This window comes from Stenotrophomonas sp. YJH_SMC_94-11, assembly GCF_059370435.1.
Map to the genome: position 1 here is coordinate 918,151 of NZ_JCAFTR010000001.1, position 19,810 is coordinate 937,960.

Annotated in this window: 16 protein-coding genes; 10 read left to right on the forward strand and 6 right to left on the reverse strand. The window is 67.1% G+C overall.

From position 1 onward, the window contains the following. Positions 1-189: 189 nt before the first annotated feature. From sucC to AC5P74_RS04115, 3 genes are all read left to right on the forward strand, one after another. Positions 190-1,359 (forward strand): ADP-forming succinate--CoA ligase subunit beta, encoded by a 1,170-nt coding sequence (gene sucC, locus AC5P74_RS04105; protein WP_005418614.1) that lies wholly within the window; start codon positions 190-192, stop codon positions 1,357-1,359. A gap of 24 nt (positions 1,360-1,383) precedes the next feature. Continuing rightward, positions 1,384-2,259 (forward strand): succinate--CoA ligase subunit alpha, encoded by an 876-nt coding sequence (sucD, locus tag AC5P74_RS04110; protein WP_005418610.1) that lies wholly within the window; start codon positions 1,384-1,386, stop codon positions 2,257-2,259. A gap of 232 nt (positions 2,260-2,491) precedes the next feature. Then, on the forward strand, positions 2,492-4,126 hold the full coding sequence (locus tag AC5P74_RS04115; RefSeq protein ID WP_053499187.1) for an NAD+ synthase: 1,635 nt from the start codon (positions 2,492-2,494) through the stop codon (positions 4,124-4,126). Between the two features lie 114 nt (positions 4,127-4,240). Here AC5P74_RS04115 and AC5P74_RS04120 read toward each other — a convergent pair whose 3' ends face one another. Next, positions 4,241-5,446 carry a lipase family protein gene (locus AC5P74_RS04120; protein WP_070490409.1) on the reverse strand — a complete coding sequence of 402 codons (1,206 nt, stop codon included), beginning with the start codon at positions 5,444-5,446 and terminating at the stop codon, positions 4,241-4,243. Between the two features lie 190 nt (positions 5,447-5,636). Beyond that, positions 5,637-6,524, reverse strand: coding sequence for an outer membrane protein assembly factor BamD (locus AC5P74_RS04125; protein WP_032960726.1), 888 nt, complete (start codon positions 6,522-6,524; stop codon positions 5,637-5,639). A gap of 112 nt (positions 6,525-6,636) precedes the next feature. On the opposite strand from AC5P74_RS04125, the gene rluD reads away from it, so the two are divergent. From rluD to AC5P74_RS04145, 4 genes are read left to right on the forward strand one after another with little or no spacing between them, the layout of a single operon-like run. Continuing rightward, positions 6,637-7,626 (forward strand): 23S rRNA pseudouridine(1911/1915/1917) synthase RluD, encoded by a 990-nt coding sequence (gene rluD, locus AC5P74_RS04130; protein ID WP_329843358.1) that lies wholly within the window; start codon positions 6,637-6,639, stop codon positions 7,624-7,626. After that, complete coding sequence (gene pgeF, locus AC5P74_RS04135) at positions 7,626-8,396, forward strand: peptidoglycan editing factor PgeF (protein WP_138952676.1); 771 nt, start codon at positions 7,626-7,628, stop codon at positions 8,394-8,396. The genes rluD and pgeF overlap by 1 nt, the downstream gene beginning before the upstream one ends. Before the next feature lie 20 nt (positions 8,397-8,416). Further along, positions 8,417-8,923: a DUF4166 domain-containing protein gene (locus tag AC5P74_RS04140; RefSeq protein ID WP_111126798.1), complete on the forward strand. Its 507-nt coding sequence runs from the start codon at positions 8,417-8,419 to the stop codon at positions 8,921-8,923. After that, positions 8,898-9,335, forward strand: a complete 438-nt coding sequence (locus tag AC5P74_RS04145) for a thiol-disulfide oxidoreductase DCC family protein (protein ID WP_053499177.1) — start codon at positions 8,898-8,900, stop codon at positions 9,333-9,335. The genes AC5P74_RS04140 and AC5P74_RS04145 overlap by 26 nt, the downstream gene beginning before the upstream one ends. Positions 9,336-9,406: 71 nt before the next feature. Here the strand turns inward: AC5P74_RS04145 and otsA are convergent, their stop codons facing one another. From otsA to AC5P74_RS04165, 4 genes are all read right to left on the reverse strand, one after another. Continuing rightward, on the reverse strand, positions 9,407-10,771 hold the full coding sequence (gene otsA, locus AC5P74_RS04150; RefSeq protein WP_053499175.1) for an alpha,alpha-trehalose-phosphate synthase (UDP-forming): 1,365 nt from the start codon (positions 10,769-10,771) through the stop codon (positions 9,407-9,409). After that, entirely contained in the window at positions 10,768-12,549 is a 1,782-nt protein-coding gene (locus tag AC5P74_RS04155) for a glycoside hydrolase family 15 protein (RefSeq protein ID WP_053499222.1), read from the reverse strand. The genes otsA and AC5P74_RS04155 overlap by 4 nt, the downstream gene beginning before the upstream one ends. A 41-nt stretch (positions 12,550-12,590) precedes the next feature. Next, positions 12,591-13,349, reverse strand: coding sequence for a trehalose-phosphatase (gene otsB / locus AC5P74_RS04160; protein WP_061480563.1), 759 nt, complete (start codon positions 13,347-13,349; stop codon positions 12,591-12,593). Positions 13,350-13,661: 312 nt separating this feature from the next. After that, positions 13,662-16,097 (reverse strand): TonB-dependent receptor plug domain-containing protein, encoded by a 2,436-nt coding sequence (locus AC5P74_RS04165; protein WP_262232916.1) that lies wholly within the window; start codon positions 16,095-16,097, stop codon positions 13,662-13,664. A 214-nt stretch (positions 16,098-16,311) separates the two neighbouring features. Between AC5P74_RS04165 and AC5P74_RS04170 the strand changes: the two genes are divergently transcribed. The 3 genes from AC5P74_RS04170 (at position 16,312) to AC5P74_RS04180 (ending at position 19,533) form a co-directional block, all read left to right on the forward strand. Then, entirely contained in the window at positions 16,312-16,794 is a 483-nt protein-coding gene (locus AC5P74_RS04170) for a DUF3574 domain-containing protein (RefSeq protein ID WP_021202058.1), read from the forward strand. A 36-nt stretch (positions 16,795-16,830) separates the two neighbouring features. Then, positions 16,831-17,688, forward strand: a complete 858-nt coding sequence (locus AC5P74_RS04175) for an FG-GAP repeat protein (RefSeq protein WP_171957523.1) — start codon at positions 16,831-16,833, stop codon at positions 17,686-17,688. Positions 17,689-17,814: 126 nt separating this feature from the next. Then, positions 17,815-19,533: a thiamine pyrophosphate-dependent enzyme gene (locus AC5P74_RS04180; protein ID WP_053501149.1), complete on the forward strand. Its 1,719-nt coding sequence runs from the start codon at positions 17,815-17,817 to the stop codon at positions 19,531-19,533. The last annotated feature ends 277 nt before the right edge of the window (positions 19,534-19,810 follow it).

A 19,810-nucleotide genomic window follows, 5' to 3' on the forward strand; every position in this document is an offset into this window, starting at 1 on the left:
CAGCCGGCCCCCGGGCGCAACTGCCTGAATGACGGCGGAAATCTGGCCGGGTCTGGCGTTTTGTACAGACTTCTTTGCGCCCCGGCGCCGGCTCGGCCACAATAGAGGGCCCGCCGCGGTCCGTGCCGGTGCCTCTTCCAGGGGGCCCTGAGGAATTGCGTGCGGTCGTTCCTATTCCCACGGTGACGCATGAATTTCCACGAATACCAGGCAAAACAACTGCTTGCCGAATACGGCATCCCGGTCCCGGCCGGCAAGGTCGCGGCGACCCCGGACGAGGCGGTTGAAGTCGCCCAGTCGCTGGGCCAGGGCCCCTGGATGGTCAAGGCGCAGATCCACGCTGGCGGCCGCGGCAAGGCTGGCGGCGTCAAGTTCTGCAAGACCGTCGACGACGTGAAGGCCGCAGCGGCGAAGATGCTCGGCACCAAGATGGCCACCTACCAGACCGCCGGCGTCGAGCTGCCGATCAACCTGGTGCTGGTGACCACCGCCGGTGAGATCGTCAAGGAGCTGTACCTGTCGGTCCTGGTGGATCGCGGCACCCGCACCATCAGCTACATCGCCTCTTCCGAAGGCGGCATGGAAATCGAGCAGGTCGCGGCCGAGACCCCGGACAAGATCCACACCCTGAACGTGGACTTCGTCGAGGGCGTGCAGGGTTACCACGGCCGTGACATCGGCTTCAAGATGGGCCTGACCGCCAAGCAGGCCGGCCAGTTCGCCAACATCATGGTGAACCTGTACCGCATCTTCAACGAGAAGGACCTGGCGCTGGTTGAGATCAACCCGCTGGCGATCCTGGACGATGGCAACCTGTACGCGCTGGACGGCAAGTTCAACAGCGACGACAACGCCAACTTCCGCCACAAGGAACTGGTCGCGATGCGCGACAAGTCCCAGGAAGATGAAACCGAAGTGACCGCTTCGGAGCTGGACATCAACTACGTCACCATGGACGGCAACATCGGCTGCATGGTGAACGGTGCCGGCCTGGCCATGGCCACCATGGACGTCATCAAGCTCAACGGCGGCGAGCCGGCGAACTTCCTGGACGTGGGCGGCGGTGCGAACAAGCAGCGCGTCATCGAAGCGTTCAAGCTGATCCTGTCCTCGGACAAGGTTGAAGGCATCTTCGTCAACATCTTCGGCGGCATCGTCCGCTGCGACATGATTGCCGAAGGCATCATCGCCGCCGTGAAGGAAGTGGGCGTCAAGGTTCCGGTCGTGGTGCGCCTGGAAGGCACCAACGTGGAAGAGGGCAAGCAGCTGCTGCGTGACAGCGGCATGGCCATCATCCCGGCTGACAACATCAACGACGGCGCCAAGAAGGTCGTTGAAGCGGTCAAGAACGCCGCCTGATCCACGACACCGAAGGAAATTCCCATGTCTGTTTTGATTAACAAGAACACCAAGGTGATCGTGCAGGGCTTCACCGGCCAGCAGGGCACCTTCCACGCCACTCAGATGATCGAGTACGGCACCCAGGTTGTTGGCGGCGTGACCCCGGGCAAGGGTGGCACCACCCACATCGACCTGCCGGTCTTCAACACCGTTGCCGACGCCGTGCAGAGCACCGGCGCCAACGCTTCGGTCATCTACGTGCCGCCGCCGTTCGCGGCCGACGCGATCCTGGAAGCTGCGGCTGCCGGCATCAAGGTGATCGTCTGCATCACCGAAGGCATCCCGGTGCTGGACATGCTGCGCGTGAAGAACGTGCTGACCCGTTCCTACCCGGACACCGTGCTGATCGGGCCGAACTGCCCGGGCGTCATCACGCCGGGCGAGTGCAAGATCGGCATCATGCCGGGCCACATCCACAAGCCGGGCAAGATCGGCATCGTGTCGCGTTCGGGCACCCTGACCTATGAAGCGGTCAAGCAGACCACCGAAGTCGGCCTGGGCCAGTCCACCTGCATCGGCATCGGCGGTGACCCGATCAACGGCCTGAACTTCGTCGACTGCCTGAAGCTGTTCAACGAAGACCCGCAGACCGAAGGCATCATCATGGTCGGCGAGATCGGCGGTGACGCTGAAGAAGCCGGCGCCGAGTACATCAAGAACCACGTGAAGAAGCCGGTCGTCGGTTTCATCGCCGGTGCGTCGGCTCCGGCCGGCAAGCGCATGGGCCACGCGGGCGCGATCGCCTCGGGCGGCAAGGGCACCGCGGAAGGCAAGTTCGCCGCGATGGAAGCTGCTGGCGTGGTCACCGTCCGCTCGCCGGGCGACCTGGGCGCCGCCATCGCCAAGCTGGTGAAATAAGATCGACTGCCTCGCGCAGACGATGCTGTAGAGCCGGCCGCTGGCCGGCTGCCTGAAACAGAAGGGCCGCCTCCGGGCGGCCTTTCTGCGTCTGGTGCCCTGGCCATCCTGGCAACCCCATCCACGCATGGCGTGGATCTACTGAGCCAGGGCTGTCCATGCAGTGCGTGCGCCCGGCGAGCGCATGGCGCGGCGTTACAATGGAAGCATTGCAACCACAGGCTGGATTCCCATGGCTTCGATCCGCATCGCGATGGCGCAGTTCGACTTCCCGGTCGGCGACGTCGCCGGCAACACCGAGCGCATCATCGAGATGATCGGCCAGGCGCGCGATGAGTACGGCGCCGAGCTGGTGATGTTCCCCGAGCTGGCGGTGAGCGGGTACCCGCCGGAGGACCTGCTGCTGCGCCCGGGTTTCCTGTACGAGTGCGAGCAGGCGATGACCCGTATCGCCACCGCCTGCCGTGGCATCACCGCCGTGGTCGGCTGGCCGCAGGCGGCTGGCGCGGTGGTCTACAACGCTGCCAGCGTACTGCGTGACGGCCTGGTCGAGCAGACCTACCGCAAGCGCGAACTGCCCAACTACGCGGTCTTCGACGAGCGCCGCTACTTCGACGTCGATCCGGATGGTGGCAGCTGCGTGTTTGAGGTCAATGGCATTCCGGTCGGCCTGCTGATCTGCGAGGACCTGTGGTTCGCCGAGCCGCTGGCCGACACCATGCGCGCGGGTGCGCAGCTGGTGGTGGTGCCGAATGCTTCGCCCTACGAGCGTGGCAAGCACGCGCAGCGCGACGCCGTGCTGGCCGCGCGTACCCGCGAGAGCGGGGCGGCCATCGCTTACCTCAACGTGGTGGGCGGCCAGGATGCGCTGGTGTTCGACGGTGCTTCGGTGGTGGCGGATGGTGATGGCACGGTGCACCCGGCCGCTGCTGCCTTCGTCGACCAGTGGCTGGTGGTGGAGTATGACGGTGAGACCCGCCGCTTCATGCCGCATGTGTGGATGGACGACGGCGACGAGAGCATGGACGCGCTGGCCTGGCGCGCGGTGACCCGTGGCATCCAGGACTATTGCCGCAAGAACGGCTTCAGGAAGGTGTGGCTGGGCCTGTCCGGTGGCATCGACTCGGCCCTGGTGCTGGCATTGGCCGTGGATGCGATGGGCGCGGAGAACGTGACCGCCGTGCGCCTGCCCTCACGCTACACCGCCGGCCTGTCCAACGACCTGGCCGCCGAGCAGTGCCGGGCGCTGGGGGTGAAGCTTGAGGCTGTGTCGATCGAGCCGGCGTTCAAGGGCCTGATGGAATCGCTGGCGCCGATGTTCGAAGGCACCGCGCCGGACGTGACCGAAGAGAACCTGCAGTCGCGCAGCCGCGGCGTGATCCTGATGGCGCTGGCCAACAAGTTCGGTGGCCTGCTGCTGACCACCGGCAACAAGAGCGAGTACGCGGTCGGCTACGCCACCATCTACGGCGACATGTGCGGTGGCTATGCGCCACTGAAGGACCTGTACAAGACCGAAGTGTTCGGCCTGTCCAAGTGGCGCAATACCGTGGGCGGCGCACCGGTGATCCCGCCGGCGGTGATCAGCCGCCCGCCGTCGGCCGAGCTGCGCGAGAACCAGCTGGACCAGGATTCGTTGCCGGCCTATGACGTGCTGGACGGCATCCTCTACCGCTACATCGACCAGGAGCAGTCGCGCGGCGAGATCGTGGCCGCCGGCTACGACGCAGCCGTGGTCGACCGCGTGCTGCGCCTGGTGCGCATCAGCGAGTGGAAGCGGCACCAGGCCGCGCCGGGGCCGAAGGTCTCGCGCCGCGCGTTCGGCCGCGAGCGGCGCTACCCGATCAGCAACGGCTACAAGGGCTGAGGCAGCGCTTGGCGGGTCGTGCCGGCCGCTGGCCGGCAACCCGTTGGCCCCTCCCCGGTGGGTGCGGAGCTTGGTCCGCACGATGGTCGAAGATCATCCACGCTTGGCGTGGATCTACCGGACTCCGTCGAGCAACTGTTCGAGGCCGGCGGTTTCCGCAGCGTCGTTGAAGGGATCGTCCCCCAGTCGCGCACGTACGAACCCCACGCTATCGACCGCCGCTGCGTCCAGCGTGCCCCGGTGGTCGACGGGGTAGCGCCGGAACGCGACCGGCTCGCCTCGCAGGGCCAGGCCAGCGGCGTACAGCAGGGTGGTCAGGTAGGGCACATCGCGGTCCTGGCTGCCATGGCCCAACATCAGCGGTTGGCTGAAGCCGCGGCGCGGTACGCCGAGATAGTCGTACAGCACCGCCCAGATGCCCGGCACGCTGGCCAGCGGCGCAGTGAACATGCTGCCGGTGTCGGCGCCGTCCAGCGTGGTGGCCAGTTCGCCCAGGCACTGCTCGCGTGCCACCGCCACCCGCGCGCGGCCTTCATCGCTGAGGACGCGGTCGATCTGCGGCGCGACCTGCAGCAGGCCATCGAGCAGATACGCGTGATACGCGTTGAGCGCGCCCGGATTGGCGGTGCGGTTGTCCGGCTTCATCACCAGCGCGGTCAGTTCGACTGCGGTGGGCGTGCCGGTGGTGAAGCTGCCGCGGTACTGCAGCGACGGTCCGCCATAGGTGGGGGCGATGTGGCCCGCCGTGAGCGCGGCGGCACCGCCCTGCGAATGGCCGACCGAGACCCAGCGCGGCGACAGCGTCCCGTTGCCGAGGTACTGGCGGCTGGCCTTGATCATGTCGATGGCGTTGCGCGCGGCAGTGCGCACATGCAGATAGGCATGGTCGCCTGAGCTTCCGAGGCCCTGGTAATCCGCGGCGACCACTGCATAGCCCTGTGCCAGGAACCGATCGAGAAAGTGCCCGTCGCGTTCGGGTTGGTAGGGGCCGGAGACCGAGGGCGCACAACGATCTGCAATGCCCTGGGTGCCATGCGCCCACGACACCACCGGCCAACCGCCGATGGGCGGCGTGCCGGCGGGCAGGTACAGCAGGCCGGTGCCTTCGGCCAGCTGCCCGCGGTGGTCAGGGGTGCGGTAGTGCAGTTTGTAGGCCTGGGCGGCCTGGGACGGCACCCAGGTGGCGCGATAGGGGGCTGCGGACAGCAGATCGCCCGCTGCGTCCTGTGCGGCGGCCGGCGGCGCCGAGGTCAGCGCCAGCAGCGCGATGGCGAGGAGGCAGGACAGAGGGCGGATACTGCAGCAGGGCAGACGGGCCATGGGGCGCTCCGTGATGGCCGGTGTGGCCGTGGCGCTGCAGTGTGGATGATCGTGCCCGGGCAGGCTGCGACCGGCGTCGCATCCGCCGGGTATTCGTAGCATTCCTAGTGTCGTGGTCCATTGGCGCACGAACCATCCACGCATGGCGTGGATCTACCGACAAAGAAAAGGCCCCTTTCGGGGCCCTCGCTTACTTCTTTTCCAGTCGCGCGTTGCGCTGGCCGGTGCTGGCGGACTTCTCGCCGGCGAACGGGTTCAGCTTGCGGATCATCCACGGGTACTTCGGCCACTTGCCTTCCAGCCACGGGTGGTCCGGCTGGTTCAGCTGCAGGACGCGGCGGGCGTCGTCGGCCAGGGTCTTGTTGCCCAGGTGGGTGTAGGAATCGGCCAGCACGGCCACGGCGTCGTACTGGAAGGCGCTCTGCGGGTAGGTTTCCAGCAGGTAGTTGGCGCGGCCCACGGCTGACACCCAGGCGCCGCGGCGCATGTAGTACAGCGCGTTGTCCAGCTCGTGCTGGGCGAACACGTCACGCAGCTCCAGCATGCGCTGGCGCGCATCGGCGGCGTAGCGGCTGTTCGGGTAACGATCCACCACGATGTTGAAGTCCGAGTACGCCTGGTGCGGCGTGGACAGGTCGCGGCGGCTGGCATCCAGCGACCATACGCGGCGCAGGAAAACCGTACTGCGGTTGGAGTTGGCCAGGCCGCGCAGGTAGTACAGATAGGCAATATTGCGGTGGGTCGGGTAGGTGCGGATGAAGCGGTCGATGCTGGACACCGCGTCATCGTGCTTGCCGGCCTTGTACTGGGCGTAGGCGGTTTCGATCATCGCCTGCTCGGTGTACGGACCGTACGGATACTGGGCCACCAGACGGCGGAAGCTGGCTTCGGCGCCGCTCCAGTTGCCGCCCTGCATCAGCTTGTGGCTTTTCTCGTACAGCTGTTCGACCGGCACGCCTTCATCGGGGCGATCACCCTTCTTGGCGCCGCGATGGCAGCCGGTTGCGGCGATGACCAGCACCAGCAGCAGGGCGGTGAGGCGGACGGGCGCGGAGAGCATGGCGGAGCGTCGGATCATGGGGTCGAGGCGGGACGCGGCTGGAATACGAAGGGTCGATGATAGCCTAGTGTCCTGTCCAGCGACTGAAACCGGCCGCCGGGACCCCAAAATTTCAAAGAATGCCCCTGCCATGTCTGAACAACCCTCTGAATCGGCCCGCCAGGCCATCGTCCCCGACACCGCCGCCGGCCGCCGTTTCGACGCGGTCGTGGCCGAACTGTTCCCCGAATACTCGCGCTCGCGGTTGACCGAGTGGATCAAGGCCGGGGAGGTCCTGCTGGACGGTGCCCAGGTGCGCCCGCGCGATCCGCTGCGCGGCGGCGAGGTGGTGACCCTCAACGCGGTGCTGGAAACCCAGACCGATGCCCAGCCGGAGGACATCCCGCTGGACGTGCTGTTCGAGGACGAGCACCTGCTGGTGATCAACAAGCCGGTCGGCCTGGTGGTCCATCCGGGGGCCGGCAACCACAGCGGCACCCTGGTCAACGCGCTGCTGTTCCGCGATCCGTCGGTGGCGGTGCTGCCGCGCGCCGGCATCGTGCACCGCCTGGACAAGGACACCAGCGGCGTGATGGTGGTGGCCAAGACCCTGGAAGCGCAGACCGCGCTGGTCGAGCAGCTGGCGGCACGTGACGTGCACCGTCAGTACCTGGCCATCGTGATGGGCGCGTTGGTGGCCGGTGGTACAGCCGATGCCCCGATCGACCGCCACCCGCGCGACCGCCTGAAGATGGCGGTGCGTGAGGACGGCAAGGAGGCGGTGACCCACTACCGCCTGCGCGAGCGCTTCCGGGCACACACCGCGCTGGAGTGCCGCCTGGAAACCGGCCGTACCCACCAGATCCGCGTGCACATGGCGCACGTGCGCCATCCGATCATCGGCGACCCGCTGTATGGCGGCGCGCTGAAGCTGCCCAAGGGCGCCAGCGACGAGCTGGTGGCCGCGCTGCGCGGCTTCAAGCGCCAGGCCCTGCACGCCGAGACCCTGGAGTTCATGCACCCGATCACCGGTGAACCGGTGCGCAACACTGCGCCGGTGCCGGACGACATGCTGCACCTGATGAAGGTGCTGCGCGAAGACAGCGAAGCCTTCGCCGCCCGCGAGCGGGACCACTGGTGATGGCGGCCGCGCTGCCGTTGCTGCAGGCCGACTGGCCGGCGCCCGCAGGCGTCCATGCGCTGACCACGCGCCGGCACGGTGCGGGCATCTCGCCGGCGCCGTTCGCGCAGTTCAACCTGGGCAACCGGCACGCGGCCGATGGTGATACCCCAGCCAACGTTGAGCACAACCGCCAGCTGCTGCAGCAGGGGCTGGCGCTGCCGTCGGCACCGCACTGGCTGCGCCAGGTGCACAGCAGCACCGTGCTGCGCTTCGATGCACCGCCGGCGCCCGGCGCGAGCGAGCCGGTGGCCGACGCGGCGGTAACCTCGGTGCCGGGCGTGGTGCTGGCGATCCTGACCGCCGACTGCCTGCCGGTGGTGTTCGCCGCCGCAGACGGCAGCGAGGTGGGCGCGGCCCATGCCGGCTGGCGGGGGCTGGCCGACGGCATGCTGGAGGCCACGGTGGCCGCCATGCAGACGTCGCCGGCGCAGCTGCGGGCCTGGTTGGGCCCGGCCGCCGGGCCGTCCGACTATGAGATCGGCGAGGAGGTCTATCACGCCTTCGTCGGCCATGATCCCGCTGCTGAGGGGGCGTTCGTCGCGACCCGTCCCGGACACTGGAAGGTGGACCTGTTCGCGCTGGCGCGGCAGCGCCTGCAGTCTGCGGGGATGGACCCGGCACAGGTGTATGGTGGCACGGTGTCGACGATGGCCGACCCGGACCTGTATTCGCATCGGCGCGATCGTCGCACCGGGCGCATGGCGACCCTGGCCTGGATCGCGCCCTGACTGCGCCGCTGTTCGCGCGTGTGCTGGGGCCGGCCTTTGCCACCCTGGCAGGACCGGTGCAGGCGCTGCATGCCGCGCCGTTGCCGTGCCGCTACGCAGGGCAGGCCTGCATCGTGAGGGGGCGGCACTGGCTGGTGCCGCTGCTGGCTGCGTTGGCGCGGTTGCCACAGGACGGTGACGCGCTGCCCACCGAGGTGGCGTTCAACCGCTACCGGCAGGGCGAGCAGTGGGCGCGGCGGTTCGGCCGCTGGCCAATGGTGTCGCGGCTGTGGGCGCACGACGGGCATCTGCGCGAGCAGCTGGGCGCGGTGCGCTTCGAGTTCGCGCTGCAGGCCCGCGACGGTGGTATCGACTGGTCGGTGCGTCGGGTCTGGGCGTTCGGGCTGCTGCCGCTGCCGACGCGTTGGTTCGGCGGTGTGCGCTGCCGTGAAGCCTGGCAGGGCGAGCGCTACACTTTCCTGGTCGATGTGACGCTGCCCTGGGCCGGAGCCCTGATCCGCTATGAAGGTTGGCTCGAACCGCAGTGACGCTGCCGCCGAGGCTGGCAGCGCGGTGGTCGTGTTCGATGGCGTGTGCGCACTGTGCAATCGCTGGGTTCGGTTCCTGCTGCGTTTCGACCGCAGGGGGCGCTACCGCTTTGCAGCGATGCAGGGGCAGAAGGGCAGCGCGATGCTGCGCGCGCACGGGCTGGATCCGCAGGACCCGATGTCGTTCCTGCTGCTGGACGCACAGGGGGCCTGGACCGATACCGATGCGATCCTGCGCGTACTTGCGGGGCTGGGCGGCGCCTGGCGCCTGGCCGGCGTGCTGCGGCTCGTGCCGCGCCGCTGGCGTGATGCGGCGTATCGCGCGCTGGCACGCAACCGCTACCGCTGGTTCGGTCGGCATGACACCTGCCATCTACCCGCACCGGAACAGGCCGCGCGGTTCCTGGATTGACGAAAAAGGGGACGGAGGGGATTAAGTCGTTTGTGCATAAACGACTTAATCCCCTCCGTCCCCTTTTTTCTTCAGCCTTCCAGCGCGTCGAGGTAGCTGCGGCGCCAGTGGTTGATGTCGTAGGTGCGCAGATGTTCCATCATCGCGTGCCAGCGTTCCTTGCGCCTGGTCAGTGACATCGTCGCTGCGGTGGCGATCGCGTCGGCCACGCCGTCGAGGTCGTGCGGGTTCACCAGCAGTGCCTGCTTCAGTTCGTCGGCGGCGCCGGCCAGCAGTGACAGCACCAGCACGCCGGGATCCTCCGGGTCCTGCGATGCCACGTATTCCTTGGCCACCAGGTTCATGCCATCGCGCAGCGGCGTGACCAGGCCGACCGCCGCCGCTCGGTAGAAGCCGGTGAGCGTGGCATGGGTGAAGTTCTGGTTGACGTAGCGCAGTGGCGTCCAGTCCGGCTCGGCGTGGCCACCGTTGATGTGGCCGGCGATCTGTTCCAGTTGGCTGCGCAGCTGCCGGTACTCGGTGACATCGCCGCGCGAGACCGGCGCAATCTGCAGGTAGGTGAGCGAGCCGCGCTGGTCGGGGTGACGCTGCAGGTAGCGTTCGAAGCCGAGGAAGCGTTCGGGCAGGCCCTTGGAGTAATCCAGGCGATCCACGCCGATCGCCAGCTGGCGGTCCCGCAGGCTGCTGCGCAGGTTCTTCACTGCGGCCTTGGTCGCGGCGGTGCCGGCCTGACGCGCGATCAGGTCGGTGTCGATGCCGATCGGGAAAGCCGCCGCGCGGAATCGGCGCCCACCGGGTGCTTCCAGCTCACCGTTGTCGAGCACGCGGCCACCACCGAACAGGCGCAGGTACGTCTGGAAGCGATCGGCATCGCGCTGGGTCTGGAAGCCGACCAGGTCGTAGGCGTACAGCGCGGAGAACAACCGCAGGTGGTCGGGCATGGCCTGCAGCAGGTCGGCCGACGGCATCGGAATGTGCAGGAAGAAGCCGATGCGGCAGCCGATGCCGCGCTCGCGCAGCAGTGCGCCGAGCGGGATCAGGTGGTAGTCGTGGATCCAGACGATGTCGTCCTCGCGCAGCAATGGCGCGAGCTTGTCGGCGAACAGCGCATTGACCTTGTGGTAGGTCTCGCGGGTGCCGCGGTCGTAGTCGACCAGGTCCAGCCGGAAGTGCAGCAATGGCCACAGCGTGCGGTTGGCGAAACCATTGTAGTAGCCATCGACCTCGCGCTTGCTCAGGTCCATGGTGACGTAGTCGATGTCACCATCCTTCTGCCGGTGCAGCGTGCCGCTGCCTTCCTTTACGGTCTTGCCGCTCCAGCCGAACCACAGGCCGCCGCGCTCCTTCAGGGCGGCCAGCAGGCCGACCGCCAGGCCGCCTGCGCGGTTCTCGCCGGGCACGGCCACACGATTTGATACCACAACCAGACGACTCACGATGCCTCCTGCCAGGACCGCGACAGGCGCATCGCGGCGGTGATCAGGCCGACATGCGAATAGGTCTGCGGGAAGTTACCCCAGGCCTCGCCGGTGTCGAAGGCCAGATCCTCCGACAGCAGGCCCAGGTGATTGCGCTGCTTCAGCAGCAGCTCGAACATCTCGCGCGCCTCGTCCAGGCGCCCGATGGCGGCCAGTGCGTCGATGTACCAGAACGTGCAGATGGTGAAGCTGGTTTCCGGCTCACCGAAGTCATCCGGAGCGACATAGCGGTACAGCGAATTGCCGTGCTTGAGGTCACGGCCGATGGCTTCGACGGTGGCGATGAAGCGGGCGTCCATCGCGTCGATGAAGCCGATGTCGGCCAGCAGCAGCAGCGAGGCGTCCAGGCGATGGCCACCGAAGGTATCGGTGAAGTGGCCCAGCTCTTCGCTCCACGATTCGGCCATGATACGCGCGTGGATGGTGTCGGCACGTGTGCGCCAGTAGTGGGCGCGGTCATCGCGCTTCAGCCGCACGGCGATCTTGCACAGGCGGTCGCAGGCGGCCCAGCACATCGCGCTGGTGTAGGTGTGTACCTCGGTGCGGCCGCGGAACTCCCACAGGCCGGCATCGGGTACGTCGTGCAGGGCGAAGGCCTGCTCGCCGAGGGGTTCGAGGCGGGCGAAGGTGTGCGCATCACCCGGGTCCTGCAGGCGCCGGTCGAAGAACAGCTGCGTGGACGCCAGCACGACGCTGCCGTAGACATCGTGCTGGCGCTGCACCCAGGCCAGATTGCCCCGCCGTACCGGGCCCATGCCGCGGTAGCCGGACAGGCTGGGGACCTCATCTTCGTCCAGCTTGGCTTCGAAGCCGATGCCGTACAGCGGCTGCAGCGTGCCGTCGGTGGTGGCCAGATTGAAGATGTAGCCGAGGAACTGTTCCATCGTGCGCGTGGCGCCGAGGCGGTTCAGCGCCCGCACCACGAACGCCGCATCACGCAGCCAGCAGTAGCGGTAGTCCCAGTTGCGCACGCTGCCGGGGGCTTCAGGAATGGAGGTGGTCATCGCCGCGATGATCGCGCCGCTGTCCTCGTACTGGCACAGCTTCAGCGTGATCGCACTGCGGATCACCGCGTCCTGCCATTCCAGGGGAATGGACAGGTAGCGCACCCATTCGCGCCAGTAATCGCGGGTACGCTGGAAGGCCTCCTGCACATAGCCGCTGATCGAACGGTTGAGCGATTCATCCACGCCCAGGATCAGGTGGATGGGATGGTTGAGCACGAACGGCAGGCCATCGCGCACGAAGCGCACCGGCACGTCGGTGGTCAGCCGCAGCACGTGTTCGGGCAGCACCCAGCGCACATGGTTGCTGCCCCAGGTGGATTCCGGAACGCGCGCGCCCCAGTCCGCCAGCGGGCGTGCGCGTACGGTGATGCGCGGGCTGCCAGCCAGCGGACGCACCTGGCGGATCAGGCTGACCGGGCGGTAGAAACGGTCGTTCTGGCGCCAGCGTGGGGCGAAGTCGAGGATTTCCAGTTCGCCGCCGTGCATGTCGCGCAGCACGGTGCGCAGGATCGCCGTGTTGGTCAGGTATTCCTGCTCGCTGCTGGCGAAGTCTTCCAGCTCGATGGCGAAGTCGCCACCGGTCTGCTGGTTGGGGCCGAGCAGCGCACAGAAGGTAGGGTCGCCGTCGAAGGTGGGCAGGCAGCTCCAGACAACGCGGGCACGTTTGTCGACCAGGGCGCCGAAGCTGCCGTTGCCGACCACGCCCAGATCAAGATCGGGTTGGGTCATCACGCGGTACATCTCGGTTGCGGCCGTGGGGGGTGGCCGGGTCAATAGGCATTCTCACGCAGCCAGGCGTGCACGCTGCGTATGTCGGGCAGCGCGAACACCGCCGCGCTGGGTTCACGTTCGCCCACCAGCACGCTCCAGCCATGCTGGCCGTTGGCGGCATCGAAACCGAACTCATCGGTCAGGTCATCGCCGAGGAACACCGGCAGGCGACCGCGGAAGGGCAGGTACTGCATCATCCGAAGCACCGCACGGCCCTTGTCCGTGCCGACGGGCACGAATTCGACTACATGGTCGCCGGGTTGCAGGCGGTAGCTGGCACGGCCCCGCACGTGGCGGTCGGCGAAGGCGCGGACGTCCCTGGCTGCATGCGGCGCGCCGCGCCAGTGCAGGGCCAGGCCGACACCCTTGTCTTCCACCAGCACGCCGGGATGGCCGTGGGCGAAGCGCATCGCCTGCTGGTGCAGTGCGTGCAGCCATTCGGCGGTGTCGTCATCGTGTTCGTCGCGCAGTACGCGACCATCCTGCCCACGCAGTTCATGGCCATGCAGGCCCGCAGCAGGCAGTTGCAGCGGAGCGAACAGTTGATCCAGCTGTTCGAGCGGGCGACCACTGACCAGTGCCACGGCACCTTCCAGGCGGTCGCTGATGCGGCCGATGGCTTCGCGCACATCCGGCAGCAGCTGCACGGCATCCGGGCGTGCAGCGAATTCGATCAGGGTGCCGTCGACATCAAGGAACAACGCGCAGGCGTCATCCAGCAATGGCGGCGGCGGACGCAGAGGGAGCGGTTCAGCCATGACGCCCAGCTTGCCAGCGTGGGCGTGTACGTGGGGTCGAGGGCAGGCTACGGCCTTGCTTCGGTGGGTGCCGACCGTTGGTCGGCACAAAGGGTCAGCCTGCATTGACCCCAGACAGTGCGGACCAACGGTCCACACCCACCGAGAGCGATCACTTCCGGTGGGTGCCAACCATTGGTTGGCACAAAGGGTCAGCCTGCATTGACCCCAGGTAGTGCCGACCAACGGTCGGCACGAAGGGGAGGCTTGCATGGCACCCAGGCAGTGCGGACCAACGGTCCGCACCCACCGGGAGTGATTGGTCCAATGCAATCAGAACGTATAGCGGACGCGGCCGTAGTAGTACGCACCGTTGCTGCCGATCGGCGACAGCACGTCGTACGGCAGGTTGCCGAAGTAGTGGATATCGCTGTTGGATCGATCCGGATAGTTGTCGGTCAGGTTCTGCCCGCCGAGAGCCACGCTCCACTGCGGGGTGATGCGGTATTCGACTTCCGCATCCAGCTGCCACTCGGCCTGGTAGGTCTGGCGCGGGATGTAGCCGTCACCGAAGTTGAACACGCGGGTGGCGCTGCCATAGCGGTTCACGCGGGTGCTCAGCGACCAGTGGTCGTTGCTCCATGCGGCCGAGAAACTACCACGCGTGCGCGGCGTGGCGTCGGTCAGCGTGTTGGTCTCTTCGATGCCGAACAGCACGTAGTCCGGATTCAGCGCGCGCAGCTGGGCCGGGGTGGCCAGCACGTTCTTCAGCGTGGTCTTGGTATACGCATAGGTGCCGGTCAGCAGCAGCTGGCCATCGCCCAGCGACTGGCGCCAGTTGCTCACCAGCTCGGCGCCACGGGTGCGGGTGTCGGCGGCGTTGACGAAGAAGCTGGCGCTCTGCAGGCCGCTGACGCCGTAGTTGGCGGCCACGTAGTCGGTCAGTGCATCACCGGTGATGCTCTCCGACAGTGCAATGCGGTCATCGATGTCGATCTGGAAGAAGTCCAGCGAAAGGTCGAAATGCTCGCCGATGCGGCTGGTGAAACCGAGCGAGGTGTTCAGCGATTTCTCTGGTTTCAGGTTCTGCGCCCCCAGGCCGCGTGCGATCGGATTGTTGACTGACAGCAGGCGGCCCTGCACCAGCTGGCCACCTGCGTTGTAGCCGGTGGAGGTGGACTCGTAGCCGATCTGTGCCAGCGACGGCGCGCGGAAGTTGTTGGAGATGGCGCCACGCAACGCGAACGCCGGGGTGAACTCATAGCGCAGGCCGAGCTTGCCGGTCAGTTCGCCGCCGAAGTCGTCGTTGTGCTCGTAGCGCGCGGCCAGGTCGGTGGAGAACTTCTCGCCGAACTGGCTGGACAGGCTGGCATAGGCACTGGCCACATCGCGCGACAGGCGCGCCGCATCCTGCGGGGTCAGGCCACCACCGGCCTGTGAACCGGTCGGGCGGTCGGTGTACGGGCCGGCCGCATAGCTGGCCGGGTCGCCGGGGCGGGTCTGGTAGCGCTCATGGCGTGCTTCCACGCCCAGGCCCAGCGTGTGGCTGATGCTGTCGCTCTGGGTGAACACGCGGCTCAGATCGAGATTGCCCACCGTCTGTGCGTACTGGTAATCGGCGGTCTTGAAGCGGGTCGGGCTGGTCGGGCCCAGCGACGCGTTGAGCGAATCACGCAGGCGATAGGTGAAGTCGTTCTGGCCGTAGTCCAGGCTGCCGTCGTAGCTCCATTCACTCCACTGCCCGCGCACGCCGGCCACGGCCTGCACGTCGCGGTTCTCACCTTCGGAGATCGGCCGGTAGCCGTTCGGATAGACCTGCTTCCAGTTGGCATCGCCATCGGGATAGCGGAAGTAGTTCGCGCCTTCGGTGTCGCGCTGGTTGAAGGTGCCGAACGCGTAGAACGTCGAGGTCTGGCCGACCGGAATCTCGGTGTTCAGCCACAGGTTGATGTCCTTGCTCTTGCCATCGCCCAGCACATAGTTGCGCTTGCCCTGCAGCACCAGGTTGTCCGGAGTCTGGTCCCACGGCGGAATCTGGTCGAAGCCGGCGCGGTTGGTACCGTTGCGGTGCTTGTATTCCAGGCCGACGCGCAGGAAGCCGCCGTCTTCGCCCAGCGAGGTGCCGACCTTGGCGCTGAGGTTGCCGGTCTGGCCATCGGTGAGGGTGCGGCCGATCGGCTTGAGGTCGGTGTGGTTGGCACCGTAGCTCGCCTCGATCTCGCCGCCGTCACCGCCGTTGTCGAGAATCACGTTGATCACGCCGGCCACGGCGTCCGAGCCGTACAGCGCCCCGGCGCCATCGCGCAGCACTTCAATGCGCTTGATCGCGCTGACCGGAATCGAATTGAAATCGACCGGGGTGGTGCCCTTGCCGATCTTGCTGTCGGTGTTGACCAGCGCGGTGTGGTGGCGGCGCTTGCCGTTGACCAGCACCAGCACCTGGTCCGGCGACAGGCCACGCAACTGCGCGGCGCGCACATGGTCGGCGCCACCGGAGTTGGACTGGCGCGGGAAGTTGAACGACGGCAGCAGCGCCTGCAGCGCGCTGCCCAGCTCACCGTTGACCACGCCCGCCTTGCGGATGTCCTCGGCGGTGAGCACATCCACCGGCGAGGTGGATTCGAGCACGGTGCGGTCGGCGGCACGGGTGCCGGTAACGATCACCGTATCCAGGTTGGTGGCGTCCTGGGCCAGGGCCGGGGCGGCGGCGGAGGAAAGCGCGAGGGCGATGGCGAGGCCGAGCGGCGACGCGAGCAGGCGGGCGGACATGGGGGCTCCAGCAACAACGACGACGGGGGAAGGGGAGATAGTTTCACTTACATCCATCCGGATGAAGCGATATATTATCTTCGCGTGATGACCGGTGCGGATGCAAGCCCCTGCCGGTCCGGCATGAGCTGATGCCCGGTTGGCATCAGCACGCCGGGCCGGTGGCGCTGTACGCTGCCGGCTCGCCTTGTCCCCCTTCCCCGGAGCTGTACCGATGAAACACCTTGGCCTCGTCTTCGCCGTGCTGTTGGCCACCAGCGGCTGCGCCAGCCTCTCATCGCAGGCGCCCAGCGCCTATGCCACGGCCACTACCGCCGAACTGAAGGGCGACGCCGCGCGCCCGTCTTCCGCGCACGGCTGGGTGCGCAGCGAGCTGTACTTCGGCGTAGGCGAGGAGCAGGGCGCCGGCAACCGCCCGCAGGCCGACACCATCAGCGACGCGCAGTGGCGAACCTTCCTGGACAAGGAAGTGACCCCGCGCTTCCCGGATGGCCTGACCGTGTTCGATGCCTATGGCCAGTGGCTGTTCCGCGGCGATGCCGCGCCCAACCGCCTGCGCACCAAGGTGCTGGTGGTGCTGCATGAGGACACCCCGCAGCGCCGCGCCGATATCGAAGCGATCCGCTTGGCGTGGAAGCAGCAGACCAGGCATCAGTCGGTGCTGTGGTCGCGGCAGCCGGTCGAGGTATCGTTCTGAGTTGAAGGTGCCGCCGCGGTGCCGCAGGGAGCAATGATGAACTACAGGGAATGCCTGCTGGGCCTGGTGTTGGCCGGCACGCTGGCACCGACGGCGCGCGCCGGTGGGGACGACGGCGAAACCTTGCGCTTCCAGGTGGCCGCGCACGTGCAGGCACAGGCCGATCCCCTGCAGGACGGCAGCATTGCCGTGCAGCTGTCACCGTCGGGCAAGCGGCAGACGCTGGCCGGCGCGGCGGATGCCGACGGCACTTCGCGATGGTCGCTCGAAGATGTCGATTCCGATGGTTACCCGGAACTGGTCGCACGCGCCCCGGTCGGCATGGTCAACGAAGCGGTGGCGGTGTACCGGTTCGATCCCGCCAGTGCCGGGTTCCGCGCGCTGCGGGCTGCAACCCACGGCAGGGAGAGCTGCGGCGAGCTGATGGGCCTGATGGTCGACCACCTGAGCCGCACCCTGACCAGCAGCTGCCGCAGCGGCCCGATGTGGTACACCGACCAGTATCGCTTTGCAGGCGCGACACTCTATCTGTACCGCGCCGAGAGCGTGCTGATGCTGGGCGATACGGTAAACGCCGCGCTGCAGTGGGAGCAGACCGACGAGCAGGGTCCGCTGGCCGTCTGGCGCACCTATGATCCCGCCGGCCGTGTGCTGGAAAGTGCCATTGCCGATGGCCTGGGCGCACCGCCGGATGGACCGTTGCGCGGCCAGCAGGCCACCGTGGTACCCGCGCGGCTGTTCCTGTTCGATCGGCCTGGTGCGTCCAGCACCAAGCGTTACCTGGTGCAGGGCGATCGCGTGGAATTGCAGGATGAACAGAACGGCTGGGTGAAGCTGCGCTATCGCAGCCCGAATCACGGCGACGTGCTGGGCTGGATCAACGTCAACGACTAAAAGGGGACGGAGGGAATTAAGTCGTTTGTGGCACAAGCGACTTAATTCCCTCCGTCCCCTTTTTTTGCGGAGGCATCACTTCATCGGGTCTAGCCTCGGGGGTTCCCCCGTTCGAGGATGTATCCGATGAGCAAGCGCGTGGCCGAAATCGTGGTGGACGCCCTGCAGCAGGCCGGTGTCCGCCGTTGCTACGGCATCGTGGGCGATACGCTCAACCATGTGACCGATGCGATGCATGGCAGCGAGATCGCCTGGGTGCACGTGCGCCATGAAGAAGTGGCAGCGTTCGCTGCCGGCGCCGATTCGCTGGTGAGCGGCGAGTTGACCGCCTGCGCGGGTTCCTGTGGTCCCGGTGGCCTGCACTTCATCAACGGCGTGTTCGAGAGCAACCGCAACCGTGCGCCGATGGTGCTGATCGCCAGCCAGGTGGTGACCAGCGAGCTGGGCATGGAATTCCCGCAGGAAGTGGATTTCAAGGCGGTCTATGGCAGCTGCACGGTGTTCTGCGAGCAGGTGCACAGCCCGGAGCAGGCGCGACGCGTGGTGGCCCTGGCCTGCCAGGCCGCGATCAGCCGCCGTGGCGTGGCGGTGGTGATCCTGCCGGCCGATATCAGCCAGGCCGAGGTGAAGCACGACGTGCCGTTCTCGGTGCATTACACCCAGCCGGTACTGCGCCCCTCCGACGCCGAGCTGCAGCGCATCGCCGAGCTGCTGGGGCAGGGCAAGCGCATCGGCATCTACGCCGGTGCCGGTTGCCAGGGTGCGCACGCGCAGCTGCTGGAGCTGGCCCGGCGCTTGCAGGCCCCGATCGCGCATACCTCGCGCGCGAAGGATTTCGTCGAGCCGGACAACCCGTACAACATGGGCATGACCGGCATCTTCGGCATCGAGTCCGGCTTCCACACGCTGATGGAGTGCGACACGCTGCTGCTGCTCGGCGCCGACTTCGCCTGGGGCCAGTTCTACCCGGACAAGGCCACCATCATCCAGGTCGACCGCGATGGCAGCCACCTTGGCCGCCGCCACCCGGTGAACCTCGGCGTGGTCGGCGATATCGCACCGACGCTGGATGCATTGCTGCCGATGCTGCCACCGCGCGAGGACAGCAGTTTCCTGGACGAGTGCATCGAGCATCGCGACAAGGCGCTGAAGAAGCGCGAACAGGAAGAGCAGCCGGGCGAAGGCGAATTGATCCATCCGCAGCACCTGACCGCGCTGCTCTCGAAGCACGCTACCGAGGATGCACTGTTCACCGCCGACGGCGGCTCGCCGATGGTGTGGGTGCTGCGCCATATCCGCGTGAACGGCAGCCGCCGCACGTTGACCAGCCTGCTGCACGGCACGATGGCCAACGCGATGCCGCAGGCGCTGGGACTGCAGAAGGCCTTCCCCGGCCGGCAGGTGATTTCACTGTCCGGCGATGGTGGCCTGGCAATGCTGCTGGGCGACCTGTTGACCGCGGTACAGGAGAATCTGCCGATCAAGGTAGTGGTGTTCAACAACGGCTCGCTGAACTTCGTCGAGCTGGAGCAGAAGGTGGAAGGCCTTCTGGATAACTACACCGACCTGAAGAACCCGGACTTCGGCCGCCTGGCCGAAGTGATCGGCTTCCATGGCCGCACGGTCACCCGCAGCGAGGATCTGGAGGAAGCGGTGCAGGATTTCCTGTCGCAGCGCGGCCCGGCATTGCTGGATGTGCACACCAGCCGCGCCGAGCTGGTGATGCCACCGCAGATCGAGGCCAAGCAGGTCGCCGGCACGGCGCTGTATGCGGCCAAGGCAGTGTTGAACGGTCGCTTCGACGACGTGAAGCACCTGCTGGTGGACAACTTCCTGAAGAAGTGAGGTGGTCGATGCAGGGCTGCGCCCTGCACCCGCGGTAGGGCCGGCCGCTGGCCGGCAACATCAGCAGCAACAGCAACAGCTGGGTATCCGTGGGATGGCGGGGTGGGTCCGGTTGCGGGGGGTGCTGCAAGTACGTCCATGTAAGCTCGGTCGCCGCTTGCTCGTGTGCGCAATCCTGCGCACACGGCAAGACCGGGGTTGGGCGTCCTGCCCAACCCGCCCGAGGCATGCCTCGGGCCCATGCGGCTCACGCCCCCGCAACCGGACCCACCCCGCC